12 protein-coding genes are annotated in these 15824 nt (G+C 61.1%); 3 read left to right on the top strand and 9 right to left on the bottom strand.

The features are described from left to right. Window positions 1-46 precede the first annotated feature (46 nt). From M5G11_RS09500 to M5G11_RS09470, 7 genes are all read right to left on the bottom strand, one after another. Window positions 47-310: an acyl carrier protein gene (locus tag M5G11_RS09500; protein ID WP_273913092.1), complete on the bottom strand. Its 264-nt coding sequence runs from the start codon at window positions 308-310 to the stop codon at window positions 47-49. A 54-nt stretch (window positions 311-364) separates the two neighbouring features. After that, window positions 365-1294: a fatty acid desaturase family protein gene (locus M5G11_RS09495; protein ID WP_273913091.1), complete on the bottom strand. Its 930-nt coding sequence runs from the start codon at window positions 1292-1294 to the stop codon at window positions 365-367. Between the two features lie 75 nt (window positions 1295-1369). Next, window positions 1370-2848, bottom strand: coding sequence for a pyridoxal phosphate-dependent decarboxylase family protein (locus tag M5G11_RS09490; protein WP_273913090.1), 1479 nt, complete (start codon window positions 2846-2848; stop codon window positions 1370-1372). 41 nt (window positions 2849-2889) lie between these two features. After that, window positions 2890-3813: a hypothetical protein gene (locus M5G11_RS09485; protein ID WP_273913089.1), complete on the bottom strand. Its 924-nt coding sequence runs from the start codon at window positions 3811-3813 to the stop codon at window positions 2890-2892. Window positions 3814-3832: 19 nt separating this feature from the next. Beyond that, on the bottom strand, window positions 3833-4633 hold the full coding sequence (locus M5G11_RS09480; RefSeq protein WP_273913088.1) for a fatty acid desaturase: 801 nt from the start codon (window positions 4631-4633) through the stop codon (window positions 3833-3835). Between the two features lie 179 nt (window positions 4634-4812). Further along, a complete protein-coding gene (locus M5G11_RS09475) occupies window positions 4813-7251 on the bottom strand; it encodes an iron-containing redox enzyme family protein (protein ID WP_273913087.1) in 2439 nt (812 codons plus the stop codon). Between the two features lie 29 nt (window positions 7252-7280). Further along, complete coding sequence (locus M5G11_RS09470; protein WP_273913086.1) at window positions 7281-8249, bottom strand: PLP-dependent cysteine synthase family protein; 969 nt, start codon at window positions 8247-8249, stop codon at window positions 7281-7283. Between the two features lie 584 nt (window positions 8250-8833). Here M5G11_RS09470 and M5G11_RS09465 point away from each other — a divergent pair. Continuing rightward, window positions 8834-10261 (top strand): mechanosensitive ion channel family protein, encoded by a 1428-nt coding sequence (locus M5G11_RS09465; RefSeq protein WP_273913085.1) that lies wholly within the window; start codon window positions 8834-8836, stop codon window positions 10259-10261. 3 nt (window positions 10262-10264) lie between these two features. Here the strand turns inward: M5G11_RS09465 and amaA are convergent, their stop codons facing one another. Then, window positions 10265-11551 carry an L-pipecolate oxidase gene (gene amaA, locus M5G11_RS09460; protein WP_273913084.1) on the bottom strand — a complete coding sequence of 429 codons (1287 nt, stop codon included), beginning with the start codon at window positions 11549-11551 and terminating at the stop codon, window positions 10265-10267. Between the two features lie 124 nt (window positions 11552-11675). Next, complete coding sequence (amaB, locus tag M5G11_RS09455; RefSeq protein ID WP_273913083.1) at window positions 11676-13166, bottom strand: L-piperidine-6-carboxylate dehydrogenase; 1491 nt, start codon at window positions 13164-13166, stop codon at window positions 11676-11678. A 143-nt stretch (window positions 13167-13309) separates the two neighbouring features. Between amaB and M5G11_RS09450 the strand changes: the two genes are divergently transcribed. Both M5G11_RS09450 and hglS read left to right on the top strand, forming a co-directional pair. After that, window positions 13310-14209 (top strand): LysR family transcriptional regulator, encoded by a 900-nt coding sequence (locus tag M5G11_RS09450; RefSeq protein WP_273913082.1) that lies wholly within the window; start codon window positions 13310-13312, stop codon window positions 14207-14209. Window positions 14210-14304: 95 nt separating this feature from the next. Beyond that, window positions 14305-15699: a 2-oxoadipate dioxygenase/decarboxylase HglS gene (hglS, locus tag M5G11_RS09445; RefSeq protein ID WP_273913081.1), complete on the top strand. Its 1395-nt coding sequence runs from the start codon at window positions 14305-14307 to the stop codon at window positions 15697-15699. The last annotated feature ends 125 nt before the right edge of the window (window positions 15700-15824 follow it).

The raw sequence follows: 15824 nt of genomic DNA, 5'->3' as shown, positions 1-15824 counted from the left end.
CTCTCACAACCACACCCATGGTGAAAACCGCTGGCAACGCTGCCGATCAGCCCGCCGTCAGGCAGGGCTTGGGCAGTTCCGCAGCGATTCGCGCAACAAAACCACCCAGGGTTTGCGCTTCAAGGGCGCTCTGCGCGCCGATCTCGATATCGAACGTTTCTTCGACGGTTAGCAGCAGGCTCATCAGTTCGGCCGAGGAAATACCCAGGTCAAACAGCATGTTGGTTTCGCTGCCAAGCGCCGCGCGATCAATATCGACGATCGCGCAGACAATCGACTTGAGCGTGCTCAAGATTTCATGGTCCTGCATGGTGCTTCCCTTCTGTGAGATACCAAATTAGAACAACCCGAACCACCACCCCGGCTAGCGCCCAGTGAAGTCCAGGCGCCCGGTAGCGCCTACCTTGATGACCCGCAAGAAACTGTCCTCAACCACCGCCTCGGGGGCAATCAGGCCGTTGCGTTTCAGGTAGGCATGCAGGGCTATCAACTTGTGGCTCTGCACGCTGGGGTAGTGATGGTGCTCGGCGTGGAAGTTGTAGCCCAGCAGCACAATCGAGAAAAACCGAGAGGTGTAGGTGCGGGTATTCGACTCCAGCGCCAAGGTCGTACCGGAATGCTCGATGTAAGGCGCCATCGCAAAGTAGGTAGTCACCACGGCAAAGGGCAGGCCGATCATGAACAGCGCGGCAGTGAAGTCGTAATAGAACAGCACGCCGTACAGTGTGGTGACTGCCAGCGTCAGCAAGATGTTCAGGATGGCGAATAGGCGGGCCTTGCGCGGTGCAAACGGGTAGCGGATATCACCATTGCGCGCCGGGGAGAAGATCAGGTTGAACGCTCGCGAATAGGCCAGCAGCATGATCGTCGTCGGGCCAATCAACAACCGCGAAAAGAAGGTGTTCAGCCGTGAGTACAGCGCGTAGTCAGGGTCTTTCTCGGTATTGGTATGCTGATGGTGCTGCCAGTGCAGCACGGTGTAGCCGGTGGACACGAAAAACGGCACCAGCGACGAGAAGAGGATGCCCAGGACCATGCTGACGGTACGGTTTGAATTCATGCAACCGTGAAAACCTTCATGGCCCAGGGTCGCGATGAAAAACAGGCCCAGACCGCTGACCACGCTGCACAGTGCTATCAGCGGGTATACCAGGTAGGTCTGTTCGGCATACTGGGTATACAGGTAATAGCTGGCAAACCCGCAGCCTAGCCAGATCGTCAGGCCGTGGAGCAGGTAGTAGAGCGGCATCCAGTTGCTCTTGAGCTGAAAATGCTCGGGTATCGGGTGTCTCATGGCAACGTCTTCCTTGTAGGGTGCACCAGGCCCGGGCATCCGGCCCGGGCAATGCTCGGTTAGTCGGTTCAGCGCTCAGTTTTGCGCCAGCATCTGCTCGGCATGGCGCTGCAACGCGGCACTCAGGCCCGCGAACTCGGCCTCGCTGGTCAGGGGGTTCATGATGACCATGCGCAACGCCTGGTGACCTCGATCGACGGCGGGCACGATATAGAACTCACCCGACTCGATAAGCCGCTTGCGCAGCCCGACCTGAAAAGCCCCGATGACGCCGGCGTCGGCCCCGCGCAGGGCCGACGGCACATACCTGAACACCAGCACGTTGGCCTCAGGCTCGTTGAGCAACTGGAAATGCGGGTGCTGGAGCATGTGGCGGGCGAAAGTTCTGGCCATCCCGTAGGTGATGTTCACCAAGTCGGCGAACAGCTGTTTGCCATGCACCGCCCACGTGGCCCAAAGCGAAAAGGCCGCAGCACGCTTGGTACATTCCAGCGTGCCAAGGCCGGTGTTGTACTGTTCCGAAAGCATCGCATTGGCATCGAACAGGTAACTGGCACTCTGGTTGAGCGCCTGGTACTGATTGGCTGACTTGCGGTAGAACAAGTAGGTACTCAGGGCTGGCATGAACAGCATTTTGTGGGCGTCCCACACCACGCTGTCGGCCTCTTCGATTCCCTCCAGATAATGTCGATAGTCATCACTGAAGGCAGCCGCCGCGCCGTGCGCAGCATCGACGTGCAGCCACACCTGATGGGCCTTGCACACCCTGGCAATTGCTCGCAGCGGGTCGTAGCTGCCGGTTCGGGTGGAGCAGGCAGCCGCCACGACGGCAATCACCGTCTTGCCCTGCGCTCGCAGTGAATGCAGTTGCTCATCGAGCTTGGCCACATCGATCTTGCTGTGCTCATCCAGCGCGGCTTTCAGGCAGTTGTGCGTGCCCATGCCGAGGATGCCTGCCGCCCGCTCCACCGAATAATGGCTCTCGCCGTGCGCAACGATCACCGCCTTGTCCCGACCCTCGCTGATGCCATTGGCCCAGGTACCCTGCAAGGCAATGTTGCGTGCGGTCAGCAACGCCGTCAGGTTGGCGATTGAGCCACCTGAGGTGAGGATCCCGCCGAAGCCTGGCGTAAGGCCCAACTGCTCGCCCAGGGTCTGCATCATTACCCGCTCGACGGCACTGGACCAGGGCCCCATCTCATACACCGTCATGCCTTGGTTGGACAGGCTGCTGACGGCTTCGAACAACGCACTCATGGGCACTGGCGCCGGCACCTGATGGCCCATGTAGCGCGGGTCATGGATGGTTTGGCCATGGGCAAATATGGCCTGAATCAATTCACCGACATCCGCGCCATCATTGAGCAGTGCTTGCGCTTCCTCGATGTTGCTGGTGGGTGCCCGCCAATTGAGCACCGCGTTGGCAGAATGCTGGCTGCCGTTAAGAAACTCCGCCATCAGGGCAACAGCCGTCTGGCCATGCTTGTCAAAGGTTGCCGGGGCGTATGCGCGCTCTATCCGTGCACGCAGCGCGTTGTAATCGTCCTGATTCATGTCATCCCACATCCAACTGAACAAGTAAGTGGCAGGGCCGGTTAGAGCCAGGCCAGTGCGTACACATTGGCGGCGCTACCCACCTGGTGCTCCGCGCCGAGGCGCAGCTCATCCAGCGGGCCAATCGGCGTGAAAAACTCCGGCACGACAAAGCCATTGCCCAGAAAGTACTGGTGCAATGCACTGTCCGTTTTCACAAAGCACTCAAAGCGTGAGTCAGGCAGCCCGGCAAAGACCGTGTCGAGCAGGCCAACCAATGCCTGGAAGTCATGGCTGTTCGCCGCGTCGATACACAATGAATTGTCCCGGCGCGTGCGCAGGCACACCGAAGCCGTCAGATGCCCCGCTTCGTAGCGCCCGACAAACCTTGTGCTGGGCTGGCCAAGCAGATGACTGATCCAGGACTCGCGGCGAACGCCAAACACCTGTGCGTCCAGTTCGACCAGGTCCGCCAGCGCCGTGTGATCAAGAAACGCCAGTGGCGCCGCGTGGCGCTGCGCCCCCAGTACCTCGCGCCGTACGAGGGTGAAACTGCTCGAGGTGGTGAAGCCAAACAAGCGCAGCAGCGGCGCCGAATCATTGGTGCAGTGCGCCACCTGGGCGCGAAAGCCGTGTTTGGCGATTTCCTGTCTGGCGCAGCGCCACAGTTCCGCGGCCATTGCCACGTTGGTGCGTTCCGACTTTTCCACGACCATGAGGTCGAGGTAGACGATGTCGTCGAAGTTATGGGCGGTGAAGAACCCCTTGATCTCGCCGTTGCGCCTGGCAACCAGCCCGAAGGCCCGATCCTGCGCATGCGAGACTTCCAGGTCGGCCCTGATGAACGGCCACTCTTCAATTTTCAGCAGGTGTTCGAGGGCTGCCCAGTGCTGATCGAGCGATAACGCTTCAATGGTAATTTCACCCGCGCTGCCAGGGGCCGCGGATGGCAGGGGACACGCCAATGCGGATGCTTTGCTATTCACACGCTCACCTCTTGAATGTTCAACGGGCCACGGGGTCCGCACTGAATTCGTTTTTATCCAGCTTGAAAATGTGCCGGTACACCTGGGTAAAACTCTGCACGTGCTCCGGGTACTTGGCGCGCGCTGCGGGCAAGTTGTAATACGGGATCAACGGGTAATGATGGTGCTCGTAGTGAATCCATATGTTGTGCGGGTAGATGGCATGCAGAATCACCGGGTGCGCGGTGAACTTGTAAGCCTCGACCGTCCCGGTGTGTTCGGTCCAGGTGCGCAACCGGGTAATCGCAAATTGCGAAGTGACCATCGATACAAACCACAGCAGCGGCACTTCCCACAGCGACAAGCCGATGAAGATCGCGCTAAGCACGGTCAGGAACAGGTACGGCATCACCCGATCCATGCGCTTGGGCGCACTCATCTTGTCCAGTACATAACGGGTATCCCATGCGCCGAAGCCGAGCAGGTCCTTGAGGACGCGAAACAGCAGCCCGTTGCGCGACAGGGGCAGCGAGAAGTACTTCATTTCAAACAGGTCACGCTCCGGGTCCTGCTCGGTCTTGCAGAACCTGTGGTGGTACAGATGAAACTTGCGAAAGCCATGCACACTCATGGTCATGGGCCAGAAGCAGAAGACGTTGCTGAGCAGGTCGTTCAACTTGTGGTTGTGGCTTATCAGGCGATGCACGCCTTCGTGACCCAGTACGGTCAATGCGTGCTGGCGGTTGCCGACGACCAGCCAGGCCAGCAGGTACAACGCCCAATGATCGAAATAACAGGCGCTCCACAGGGCGATGACAATCACCGCCCAGTCGATGCTCATGGCCGCGATCCATTTTGCCGGTCGCAGCCGCTTCAGTTCCTTGAGGCTGTGAGGGTCCAGCTCAATCCTTTGATGTGTGCTCATTGATCAACCCTGGTCAATAGAGAGGACGTCACCCAGCAGCCACCCGGCATAGCCGGGCGACCGCTGGAGGTCGCAATTGCAGGCAGCCCTTTGGATCAACCAGGCACTGCTTCGCTCGAGGCCGGTTGGCTCACGTGCTGCAGATGGACCAGCATGTGGTCACACACGTCCGCCGCGTATTCAAGGCGCTGAAGCATGCCGAAGGCGATGTCGTGGATAGCCTGCGGACGCTGCTGAACCAACGGCAACACCACCTCATTGAGCCAGCCGGCGGCGTGCTCGACGTCAACCACGGTATGTTCGAGGAGGTACGCCATGGTGCTGTCTTCCAGGCCAACCCGGCGCCAGCCCTGGATCTGCTGTTCGAGGCGACCTGGCACCATCAGCTCGGTGGCGAGCATCATGCCGATGGCCTGGAACAGCTTGGAGCGATTGAACGCGCCCTTGAAGTACATGTTGGCCAGGCGCAGTTCTTCCAGGCAGAACATCTCGATGTTGTGCAAGTACGCGTCCGGGTCGACATCGATTGCCGAGGTCATTTCCAGGCGCATCTGGCGGTGCGCACGGGGCACCTCGCCGTGGCCCATCTCATCCCAGAAGTTCTTGGAGAATTCGGCCTTGGCGCCGCCATAAACACCTGGAAGCATCATCGCCAGGATGTCACCAAAGTGGATGTCAAAAGGCGTTTCCTGGCTAATGAACTCGCGCAACTGGGCAAAGCTTGCCTGGTTCTTGAGGAAGTCGAACAGCGGGTGGGAGACGTTGGAGCGGTGTGCCTGGCACACGCTGTTGGACCATGCCTCAAAGTTCGCGGCGGTGGGCAAGTTGCCCAGTAGCGGCTTCAGCTGTTGCCCCTGGAATGCCTCCCAGCGGGACTCAAGCAACTGCCGCAGCCGGTCATATTGATAACTGTCGCAGTCTTTCCAGCTGGCATTCATCGGGCTGTTGATCCGGTGCGCGTAGATCCAGTACAGCACCCGGTGGATACAGGTTTGTGCCTGGCGGCTGACCGCGTCCTGCTCCCCTTCAAAAGCAATGTCCAAGGTCTGCTGGGCCATGCCCAGCAGGGCTTCCCATTGCGCCGGCGTAGCATCGGCTGGCAAGTGGTTGAAGGCTTCCCACAATGTTTCGGTATTGAACATACGAACGTCCATCTCTCTTCCCTGTAGATTCACGAAATACTGCTCGATCGAATCCATGACGGCGGCCTCGGTAAAGAACGACTCGGCCAATGCCGCGTGATAGCTCGAGAGGCTGTCCTGGATTCGCTGATTGATAACGCTGCTGCGCGCTTTCCATGCGCTGTCGATGGTTTCAAACATGCTGTCGGCGAGCGCCTGGCTGACCTCGACGCCAAAGGTCCGGCTGATGTGCAACTGGCGCTCCTTGAGGAAGCGGAATAACCCGTCCTTGCCACTGCGCACGCCGAACATCTTCACCAGGTGACCGCCAATCTCGGCAGGCTCGATGATGTCGAAGATCCGTGGTGCCTTCTTCAAGAGCTCTGTACGAATACCGCTCTGTACTGCATGGGTGATCACTCCCGTGATCGCCTGGGCAGGGTTTTCAAGCAACCCGTAGGTTTTTTCGGTGGCCCGACTCAAGGCATACAGGCCGGCATAGTTGAAACCCGCCAGGGTGATGCCATAGAGGCTTTTCAAGGCCATCGTGACTTCAGCCAGCGGTGGATGACCGGCACGATTGGCGAAGCCACCTACGGAAACATCCACCCCCTTCAGGCCAAGCGAAAGCCCGCGAATGGCATTGGCGGTCGCCATGCCGAAGTCGTCGTGGAAGTGACCAAAAAAATCGATCCCGGGAAACGCCTGCAGCAGTCGGCCGACCGTGCTGGGTATCTGCTCCGGCAGGCAACTGCCGGCGGTATCCACCAGGCGCACCTGGGTGACACCCTGGTTTGCCAGGACCTGGACGACCCGCTCGAGGTGATCGATATCGGCGCGGAAGGTATCCAGCAAACCGAACATGATCCCACCACCCTTGAATTGCCGGACGCGCGGAACAAACCCTGCCAGCCACTCGATGTTGCGCTCGCGGCGGTGTTGCACGCTCAGCCCCTCCCACACGGACTGCTGCCAGTCCAGCGTAGGGTCCTTGCGCAGAATGGTCGGGAACAAATGCTCTATCTGCATATCCGAGACCGAATGGATGGCAATGATCCAGACACTGCTGCGGTCCAGTTGCTGATGCTCAAGCAGTGCGACGGTTTGCTCGAATGTCACCCCCACATGGGAAATGACCATGAAGCGAACATCCGCCGGGATCGCCCCCTTGTCCTGGCTAGCGAGCAGGCCTGCAAGCAAGGCCACGTTGTGCGGCACATCGGGAAACATGCCGACCACCAGCGTCTTGATGCCGGTAGCGGCGATCGCCTCGCCCAGTTGGATTTTCTGCTCAAGCGAGGGCGGCACGGTTGCCCGTTCAGCACCCTCGCGCAGCGACTCATCCATCAAGTCGATCCGGGTTGAGAAATTGAAGACGTGATCAGGCAATACAGCGCCAGCTATCGATTCCATGGGGCATCCTTGCGCAGGGATTGAAAAGCTCATAGAAAGTTGTTCTGCAACATCCACTCGTCACTCATGAACTTGCTCAAGTACATGTTCCCCGAGTCAGGCAGAATAACCACGATGTTTTTACCCGGGTAATCACGGGCAATATTAAGTGCAACAAACATTGCACTGCCGCTCGACCCACCACAGAAAATCCCTTCTTGCCGAACCAACTGCCTGGCGGTATCGAATGACTGTTTGTCATTGACCCGAACCACATCATCGAGCACCTCAAAGTCCAGCGCCGAGACCAGGTAGTCTTCACCAATCCCTTCAACACTGTAGGTCTGCGGCGTGGTCAATTTACGGTGATGGAAATAGTCGTAGAAAATACTGCCTTGCGGATCAACACCAATAATCTTGATCTGCTTGCTTTGCTCTTTCAAGTAGCGCCCAACACCACTGATAGTGCCACCCGTGCCCATACCACAGACGACCACGTCTACCTGCCCCGCCGTTTGTTCCCAGATTTCAGGGCCGGTGGAATGATAATGCGCCAAGGCATTCTCGGGGTTGTTGTACTGGTCGGGATAAATCGCCCCTGGGGTGGACGCGGCAATACGTTTGGCCACGCTGTAATAACTTTCTTCGGCCTCGGCAGGTACATTGGTTGGTGTCACCACCACTTCAGTGCCAAAGGCCTTCATGCGGTTTATTTTCTCCTGGCTCATCTTGTCCGGCAGGGTGATGGTGCAGCGCACGCCCTTCACCGCCGCGGCCATGCTGAGGGAGGCACCGGTGTTGCCCGAAGAGTTCTCGACGATGGTCGTGCCGGCGTCCAGCAGCCCGGCACGGGCGTACTGTTCAAACAGGTGCTTGGCCAAGCGGTCCTTGATGCTGCCGCCGGGGTTCATGAACTCCAACTTCGCATACACGCTTGCCGTGCAATCAGCAGCCAGTTTGTTGATACGCACCAACGGCGTATTACCGATAGCGTCGAGTACATCTTTACAGACGCGCATGATGAGTTCCTTCCAATGGAAAACATGAAATTATAATGTGTCTCCCACACACGAACCTTTCCCGGTGAGAGGACACAACATCCGCTTCAATGCCGATGCGGTAATATGAACAGACAAACGCCATGCGCGGCCGCCGACAGATTCAGCTGCCGGTCAGCACAAATAGGCTGTTTATCTGTGAACGAGCGTTATACGTATTTACACGGCATAAGCATCGTGCATAGGTATACGTCGAGGGGCCTGCCCAGGCAGGAAACGCGGAATAGTCTGATCACGTGGTTGTCATCCATTACATTTATTATTATGGCGTCCATGCAACAGCTTCGTAAGTCGCTGGCGAATACTTCCATCCTGATGCGGCCGGTTGTCACTGCCTCCATGGCAGCGCGACAATATATTTCCCCAGCCGTGATGGCGATATAACAATAGCCTTACATTTTGCGGTGTCAAGAATAAACCCGGCAAACAATTTCAAACAAACGCTTTAATATTTGCCCTGGGCACAGTCCGCCCCGGTGAGTTTGCAGTAGTAATTACCAACAACCTGCTCTTTACTAGCAACATCCCACCCAATCGAGACCGGCATGCCTGCATTCCTCCACGATTACCCCCTGCTGATCGGCGCGACCCTGCTGCTGCTCGACCTGCTGCTCTGGCGTGCCATCCCGCTGGAGCGCCGCACCTGGCGGATCACTGCGCGGGTCATCGCCTTCCTGCTGTTCAGCTGGGTATTGATCGACGCCGGCATGAGCCCGCTACAACCGGCGCCCTGGCCCGACGACATTTCGCGCAACCTGCTGGCCACCATTCTTGAAATCACCTGGTGGCTGTTCGGCGCGCGCACCCTCACGGTGGTGCTCGGGCTGATGCTGATTTCGCGCAGCGGCCACACCGGCCGGCTGCTGCAGGATGTGGTCGGCGCCGTGATCTTCCTGATCGCCATCGTCGCCGCAGCCGCCTACGTCATGCAGTTGCCGGTCAAGGGCCTGCTGGCCACCTCCGGGGTCATGGCCATCGTGATCGGCCTGGCCCTGCAAAGCACCCTCAGCGACGTATTCTCCGGCATCGTGCTCAACACCACGCGGCCCTACCAGATCGATGACGTCATCTCCATCGACGGCACCGAAGGCAAGGTCATCGACATCGACTGGCGCGCCACTCGCCTGCTGACCAGCAACGGCAGCATGGCGGTGATCCCCAACTCGGTGGCGGCCAAGGCCAAGCTGCTCAACTTCAGCCGGCCCAGCGACGTGCATGGCGTGTCGATCAGCGTGGTGGTGCCGGCGCAAGTGCGCCCACGGCGGGTCCTCGACGCCCTGGAAAAAACCCTGCAAGGCAGCAGCGCGCTGCTGTCGAGCCCCGCCCCCAAGGCGTCGATCAAGCTCGCCACGCTGGAGTCGGTGGAGTACGAAGCCAGTGGTTTCGTGCGCTCGATGGAGCAGAAAACCGAGGTGCGCAACCAGATGTTCGACCTCGCCCACCGCCACCTCGAAGCGGCCGGCGTGGTGTGGAATGCCGACACCTCGCCGCAGCCCTGGAACCGCCAACGGGCCCTGCTGGAAAACGTGCGCATCTTCCGCTCGCTGAGCACCGAGGAAAAAGACAGCCTCAGCCAGCGCATGACCTCCGTGGAATACCCGGCCGACCAGGTGATTCTCGGTGTCGACCAGGCCTCGGAATCGGTGTTGGTGATCGGTACCGGCGTGGTCTCGGCCTCGGTGCACAATGGCGACGCGCTGATCGAAGCCGGGCGCATGGGCCCCGGCGAAGTGCTCGGCCTGGAAGGGCTGCTCGACGGCGCCGACTCCAACGCCGAGTTCCGCACGCTGACCAGCTGCATCCTCTACCGCATCGACAAGAATGACGTGCGCAGTTGCCTGGACCAGCGCAGCGAGGTGATGGCCGCGCTGACCAAGCTGCAACGCTTCCGTCACCAGGCCAGCCAGTCGCTGTTGCTGCAGAAGCCGGCCGTCGTGAAGAAAGGCGGCTTCCTCAGCTGGCTGCACAAGTAGCCACTACAGCACCACCCGCAGGCACTGCCCGGCGTGGTACAGCGAGAAGCCGGTCTCGTAGAAGCCGGTGCGCAACGACGGCGCCGATACCGGCTTCATGGGTGAGAACGGCACGGGCAGCGTGTCCGGGTTGTCTTGCAACAGGTACTGGGCGAACGCCTTGCCAATCACCGTGCCGGTGGTGTTGCCGCGACCGTTGTAGCCGGTGACCGCGACCACGCCGGGGGCGGGCTCGAACAGGCGCATCAGGTGGTCGGGGGTGAAGTCGATGCAGCCGGTCCAGTGCATCTCCCACTCGACCTTGCCCAACTGCGGGAAGTAATGGCTCTGGATGCGGTCGGCCCAGCTGCGGATGAACCACGCCGGCTTGTTGTCGACCCGGCCCAGGCTGCCCAACAACAGGCGGCCCTGGGCATCCCGGCGAATGCTGCTGAGTACCGTGCGGGTATCCCAGGAACCCTGGCCATGCTTGAGCACGTTGTCGGCGGCGCTGCCGTGCAGCGGTGTCGAGGACACTTGATAGTAATAGCCGCGGAAGAAGTGCTTTTGCAGGTCGGTCCAGTCGCCCTCGGTGTAGGCGCCGGTGGAGATCACCACCTTGTCGGCAAGCACGGCGCCGGCCGCCGTCTTCACGCACCAGTCACTGCCGGCACGCTCCAGGCCTTGCACGGCCGACTGCTGGAAAATCCGCCCGCCCAGGCGGGTGACCGCGTCGGCCAGGCCCTGTGTATAACCCATGGGGTTGATGGTGCCGGCGCGGCGGTCGAGCAGCGCGGCGGAGATCTTGTCGGTGCCGCAATATTCTTCGCAGCGGGCGCCGGTGAGCAGTTCGACATCGGCGCCACGGCGGGTCCATTGCGCGTGGCGCGCTTGCAGGTCGGCTTCGCCGGTGGCGTTGTGGGCCATGTGCAAGGTGCCGGCGTTGCGAGCCTGGCAATCAATGCCCAGGCGCTCGATCAACGCGAAGACTTCGCCGGGGGCATCACCAAGGACCTTGTTCAAGCGGCTGCCTTGTTGCTCGCCGAGGGTCGCCTCGACATCGTCGGGGCGAATCCAGGTGCCGGCGTTGACCAGCCCGACGTTGCGCCCGGAGCCGCCGTGGCCGATCTTCCAGGCCTCCAGCAGGACCACCGACTTGCCTTGTTCAAGCAGGTGGATTGCCGCGCTCAGGCCGGTGATACCGGCGCCGATGACGCAGACGTCGGCGCGTACATCGCCCGACAACGCCGCGGCTGGGGCCGCAGGCGGTGTAACGTACTCCCACAGACACTCTCGACGCAGTTCGGTCATGGCCGGCTCCGTTTTTTGTTCTTGGCCTTATATCGGTGGTGCAGCCATCGCTGGCAAGGCCAGCTCCCACAGGAATCACCCTCTGTGGGAGCTGGCCTTGCCAGCGATGCGGTCAACGCGGTGATCAGTCGAACACAATCCCCTGCGCCAACGGAAGCTCACGCGAGTAGTTCACGGTATTGGTCTGGCGGCGCATGTAGGCCTTCCAGGCATCCGACCCCGATTCACGCCCGCCGCCGGTTTCCTTCTCGCCGCCAAACGCCCCGCCGATCTCCGCGCCGCTGGTGCCGATGTTGACGTTGGCGATCCCGCAATCACTGCCTGCCGCGCTCTGGAAGCGCTCGGCCTCACGCAGGTCGGTGGTGAAGATGCACGAGGACAAGCCCTGCGGCACTTCGTTGTTCAGGCGCAGCGCTTCTTCAAATTCGTCATAGGCCAGCACATACAGGATCGGCGCAAAGGTCTCGTGGCGCACCACCGCCGTCTGCCCGGGCATTTCCACAATGGCCGGTGAAACGTAGTAGGCGTTCGGGTACTGCGCCTGCACCTGACGCTCGCCACCAAACACCTGGCCGCCTTCGTCGCGAGCACGAGCCAGGGCATCCTGCATGCCCTGGAACGCGGCCTTGTCGATCAGCGGGCCGACCAGGTTGTCTTTGCGCGGGTCGCCAATGCGCACCTTGGCGTAGGCCGCCTTGACCTTGGCCACCACTTCGTCCTTCAGCGAGCGGTGCACGATCAGCCGGCGCAGCGTGGTGCAGCGTTGGCCGGCGGTGCCCACGGCACTGAACAGGATGCCGCGCACGGCCAGGTCCAGGTCAGCCGTCGGCGCCAAAATCATCGCGTTGTTGCCGCCCAGTTCAAGGATGCTGCGACCGAAGCGGGCCGCCACACGCGGGCCGACTTCACGGCCCATGCGGGTGCTGCCGGTGGCGCTGACCAGCGGCACGCGCGGGTCATCGACCAGCACCTGGCCCGCATCACGGTCACCGATAATCAGCTGGCTGAGCCCTTGCGGCGCATCGCCGAAGGCCTTCAGGGCCTTTTCGAACAGAGCCTGGCAGGCCAGCGCGGTCAGCGGGGTTTTCTCCGATGGCTTCCACACCACCGCATTGCCGCAGACCAGGGCCAACGTGGTGTTCCAGGCCCAGACCGCGACCGGGAAGTTGAAGGCGCTGATCACCCCGACCACCCCCAGCGGATGCCAGCTCTCACGCATGTGGTGGCCTGGGCGCTCGGAAGCGATGGTCAGGCCGTACAACTGCCGCGACAGGCCCACGGCGAAGTCGCAGATATCGATCATTTCCTGCACTTCGCCCAGGCCTTCCTGGGTGATTTTGCCGGCTTCGATGGAGACCAGTTCGCCCAGTTGCGCCTTGTGCTGGCGCAACACTTCGCCAAACAGGCGAATCAGCTCACCACGGCGCGGGGCCGGTACTGTGCGCCAGGCCTGGAAGGCATGCTCGGCCTGTTCGATCTTGCCCAGCACCTGTGCTTTGGACTCCAGGTGCACGGCAGCAATCTGGCTGCCATCGATCGGGGTATGAACAGGGTGGTTGCCGTGGGTATAAGCGCTGGCCGTTACGCCCAGGCGGTCGAGCAGTCCTTCAACCATGTGTGTTCTCCTGCAAGGCAGTAAGGTGAGTGGTTGTAATTGAGCTGGGGATCAGTATTAATCCGATTACTCTGGTGCAACAAACGACCTTTATTCAGCACATCATTCCACCAGGTAATGATTTGCGGGTGAGCGAGCCCACCATGTCCAAACGTCTGGTCCCCTCGATGGCCGCCTTGCAGTGCTTCGAGGCTGCCGCCCGGCACCTGAGCTTCACCCGTGCTGCCGAAGAGCTGCACCTGACGCAGAGCGCAGTGAGCAAGCAGGTCGCGCAGCTTGAGGAAATGCTTCGTCATCACCTGTTCCTGCGCATCCGCCGGCGCCTGCAACTGACGCCGGCAGGCGCGCTGTACCTGGCTGAGGTGAACAAGATCCTCACCCAGGTCGACATGTCCAGCCGCTACATCCTGTCCTACGGCGAGCAGACCGAAGTGCTCAAGGTCGCTACTCAGCCTAGCTTCGGTGTGCGCTGGTTGATCCCCAATCTCAAGGGTTTCGGCAAACGCTACCCGAACATCCACCTGGACATCCGCAACGAGATGGAGCCCTTCGCCCTGCTCCAGGCCACGGCTGACGTGGTGTTCTTCTATGGCCAGGGCACCTGGCCGGGGGCCACCTGCATCGAGCTGTTTGGCGAGGACGTGCTGCCGGTGTGCGCCCCGGAGCTGCTGCAAGGCCGCGTACTGGACGACGCCAGTGCGCTCGCCGAGCTGGTGTTGCTGCAAAGCACCTCGCGCCCCGAGGCCTGGCATGAATGGTTCCTCGAACAAGGCCTGCACTCGGCCAACAGCTACCATGGACCGCGCTTCGATACGTTCTATATGTGCCTGAGTGCCGCCCAGGCCGGCTGCGGCGTGGCGCTGGTACCGCGTTATCTGGTGGAACAGGAGCTGGCTGAAGGCAAGCTGGTGGTGCCGTGGCAGCACAGCATGCGCAGCAGCGGCGCGCATTTCCTGGCTTTCGCCGAGCATGCGGCAGAGGTGCCGAAAGTCCGTAGCCTGGTGAGCTGGATCCAGGAACACGTCGCCCATGGCAGGTCCTGAATTTAGGGAATGATCGCTCGACTTTTTTTCGCTTGAACTGGGGCTGCATTCCTCGCTTTCATGTAAGCGTGACCTTCACTATCAGGAAGCTTTCGATGCCCGCTCAAGATTTCGTCAGCCCGGACCGCATTCGCGCGCAGTTTTCCGCCGCCATGTCGCTCATGTACAAGCAGGAAGTGCCGCTGTACGGCACGCTGCTGGAACTGGTGAGCGAGACCAACCAGCAGGTGTTGGCTGAGCGCCCCCAGGTGGCCGAAGCCCTGCGCTGGACCGGCGAAATCGAACGGCTGGACCAGGAGCGCCATGGCGCGATTCGCGTCGGCACGGCGCAGGAGCTGGCGACCATAGGCCGCCTGTTCGCGGTGATGGGCATGCAGCCGGTGGGCTATTACGACTTGAGTTCGGCCGGGGTGCCGGTGCACTCCACGGCGTTTCGCGCGGTGCACGAGCAGGCGCTGCATATCAGCCCGTTCCGGGTGTTCACCTCATTGTTGCGCCTGGAGCTGATCGACAACCTCGCCTTGCGCGAACTGGCCGCCTCGATCCTGGCCCAGCGGCAGATCTTCACGCCACGGGCGCTGGCGCTGATCGAGCAATGCGAAGCGCACGGTGGCCTGAATGCGGCCGATGCCGAAGCCTTCGTCAATGAAGCCTTGCACACCTTCCGCTGGCACCCGCAGGCGACGGTCACGGCGGCGCAGTACCAGCAGTTGCATGACCAGCATCGGTTGATCGCCGACGTGGTGGCATTCAAGGGCCCGCACATCAACCACCTGACCCCGCGAACGCTGGATATCGATGCGATCCAGCGGGGCATGCCGGCCAAGGGTATTCCACCGAAAGCGGTGATTGAAGGCCCGCCGCCGCGCAAGCAGCCGATCCTGTTGCGCCAGACCAGTTTCAAGGCGCTGGAGGAACAGGTCGCGTTCAGTGACCAGGCTTCGGCGGGGGGCAGCCATACCGCGCGCTTCGGCGAAATCGAACAACGCGGCGCGGCGCTGACGCCCAAAGGCCGGCAGTTGTATGACCGCCTGCTGGATGCCGCGCGCGACGCCTTGGGCGAGGTACCGGCGCAGGCCAATGCCGGGCGTTACATGAGTTTGCTGAGTGAGCAGTTTCAGGCCTTTGCCGATGACCTGGGGGAGATGCGCGAACAGGGCCTGGCCTATTTCCGTTATTTCCCGACCGAGCGTGGTTTGGCGGCGCGGGATGAGGCTGCACGGCCGGTGACGCTGGAAGCACTGATTGGCGCTGGGCATGTGCATTTTGCGGCGCTGGTGTATGAGGACTTTTTGCCGGTGAGTGCGGCGGGGATCTTCCAGTCGAACCTGGGGGATGAGGCGCAGAGCGACTATGGCAGCAATGCCAACCGCGCGGCGTTCGAGCAGGCGCTGGGCGCGTCGGTGCAGGATGAGTTGGCGCTGTATGCCGAGAGTGAGCGGCGCTCGCTGCAGGCGTGTGCCCAGGCCTTGAATCTGCCTGGGCTGTGATGGCCTCATCGCTATGGTCCACCTGCATGTAGCCGCTGCCGTGAGGCTGCGCTCGCCTGCATAGCAGGCGCCGCCTTTGGGAGCCCTCACGGGCTCCAGCGCAGCCTGACGGCAGCGGCTACAAA

Source organism: Pseudomonas fontis (assembly GCF_028656955.1).
Lineage (GTDB): Bacteria > Pseudomonadota > Gammaproteobacteria > Pseudomonadales > Pseudomonadaceae > Aquipseudomonas > Aquipseudomonas fontis.
This window is presented reverse-complemented; position numbering and strand designations above follow the sequence as displayed.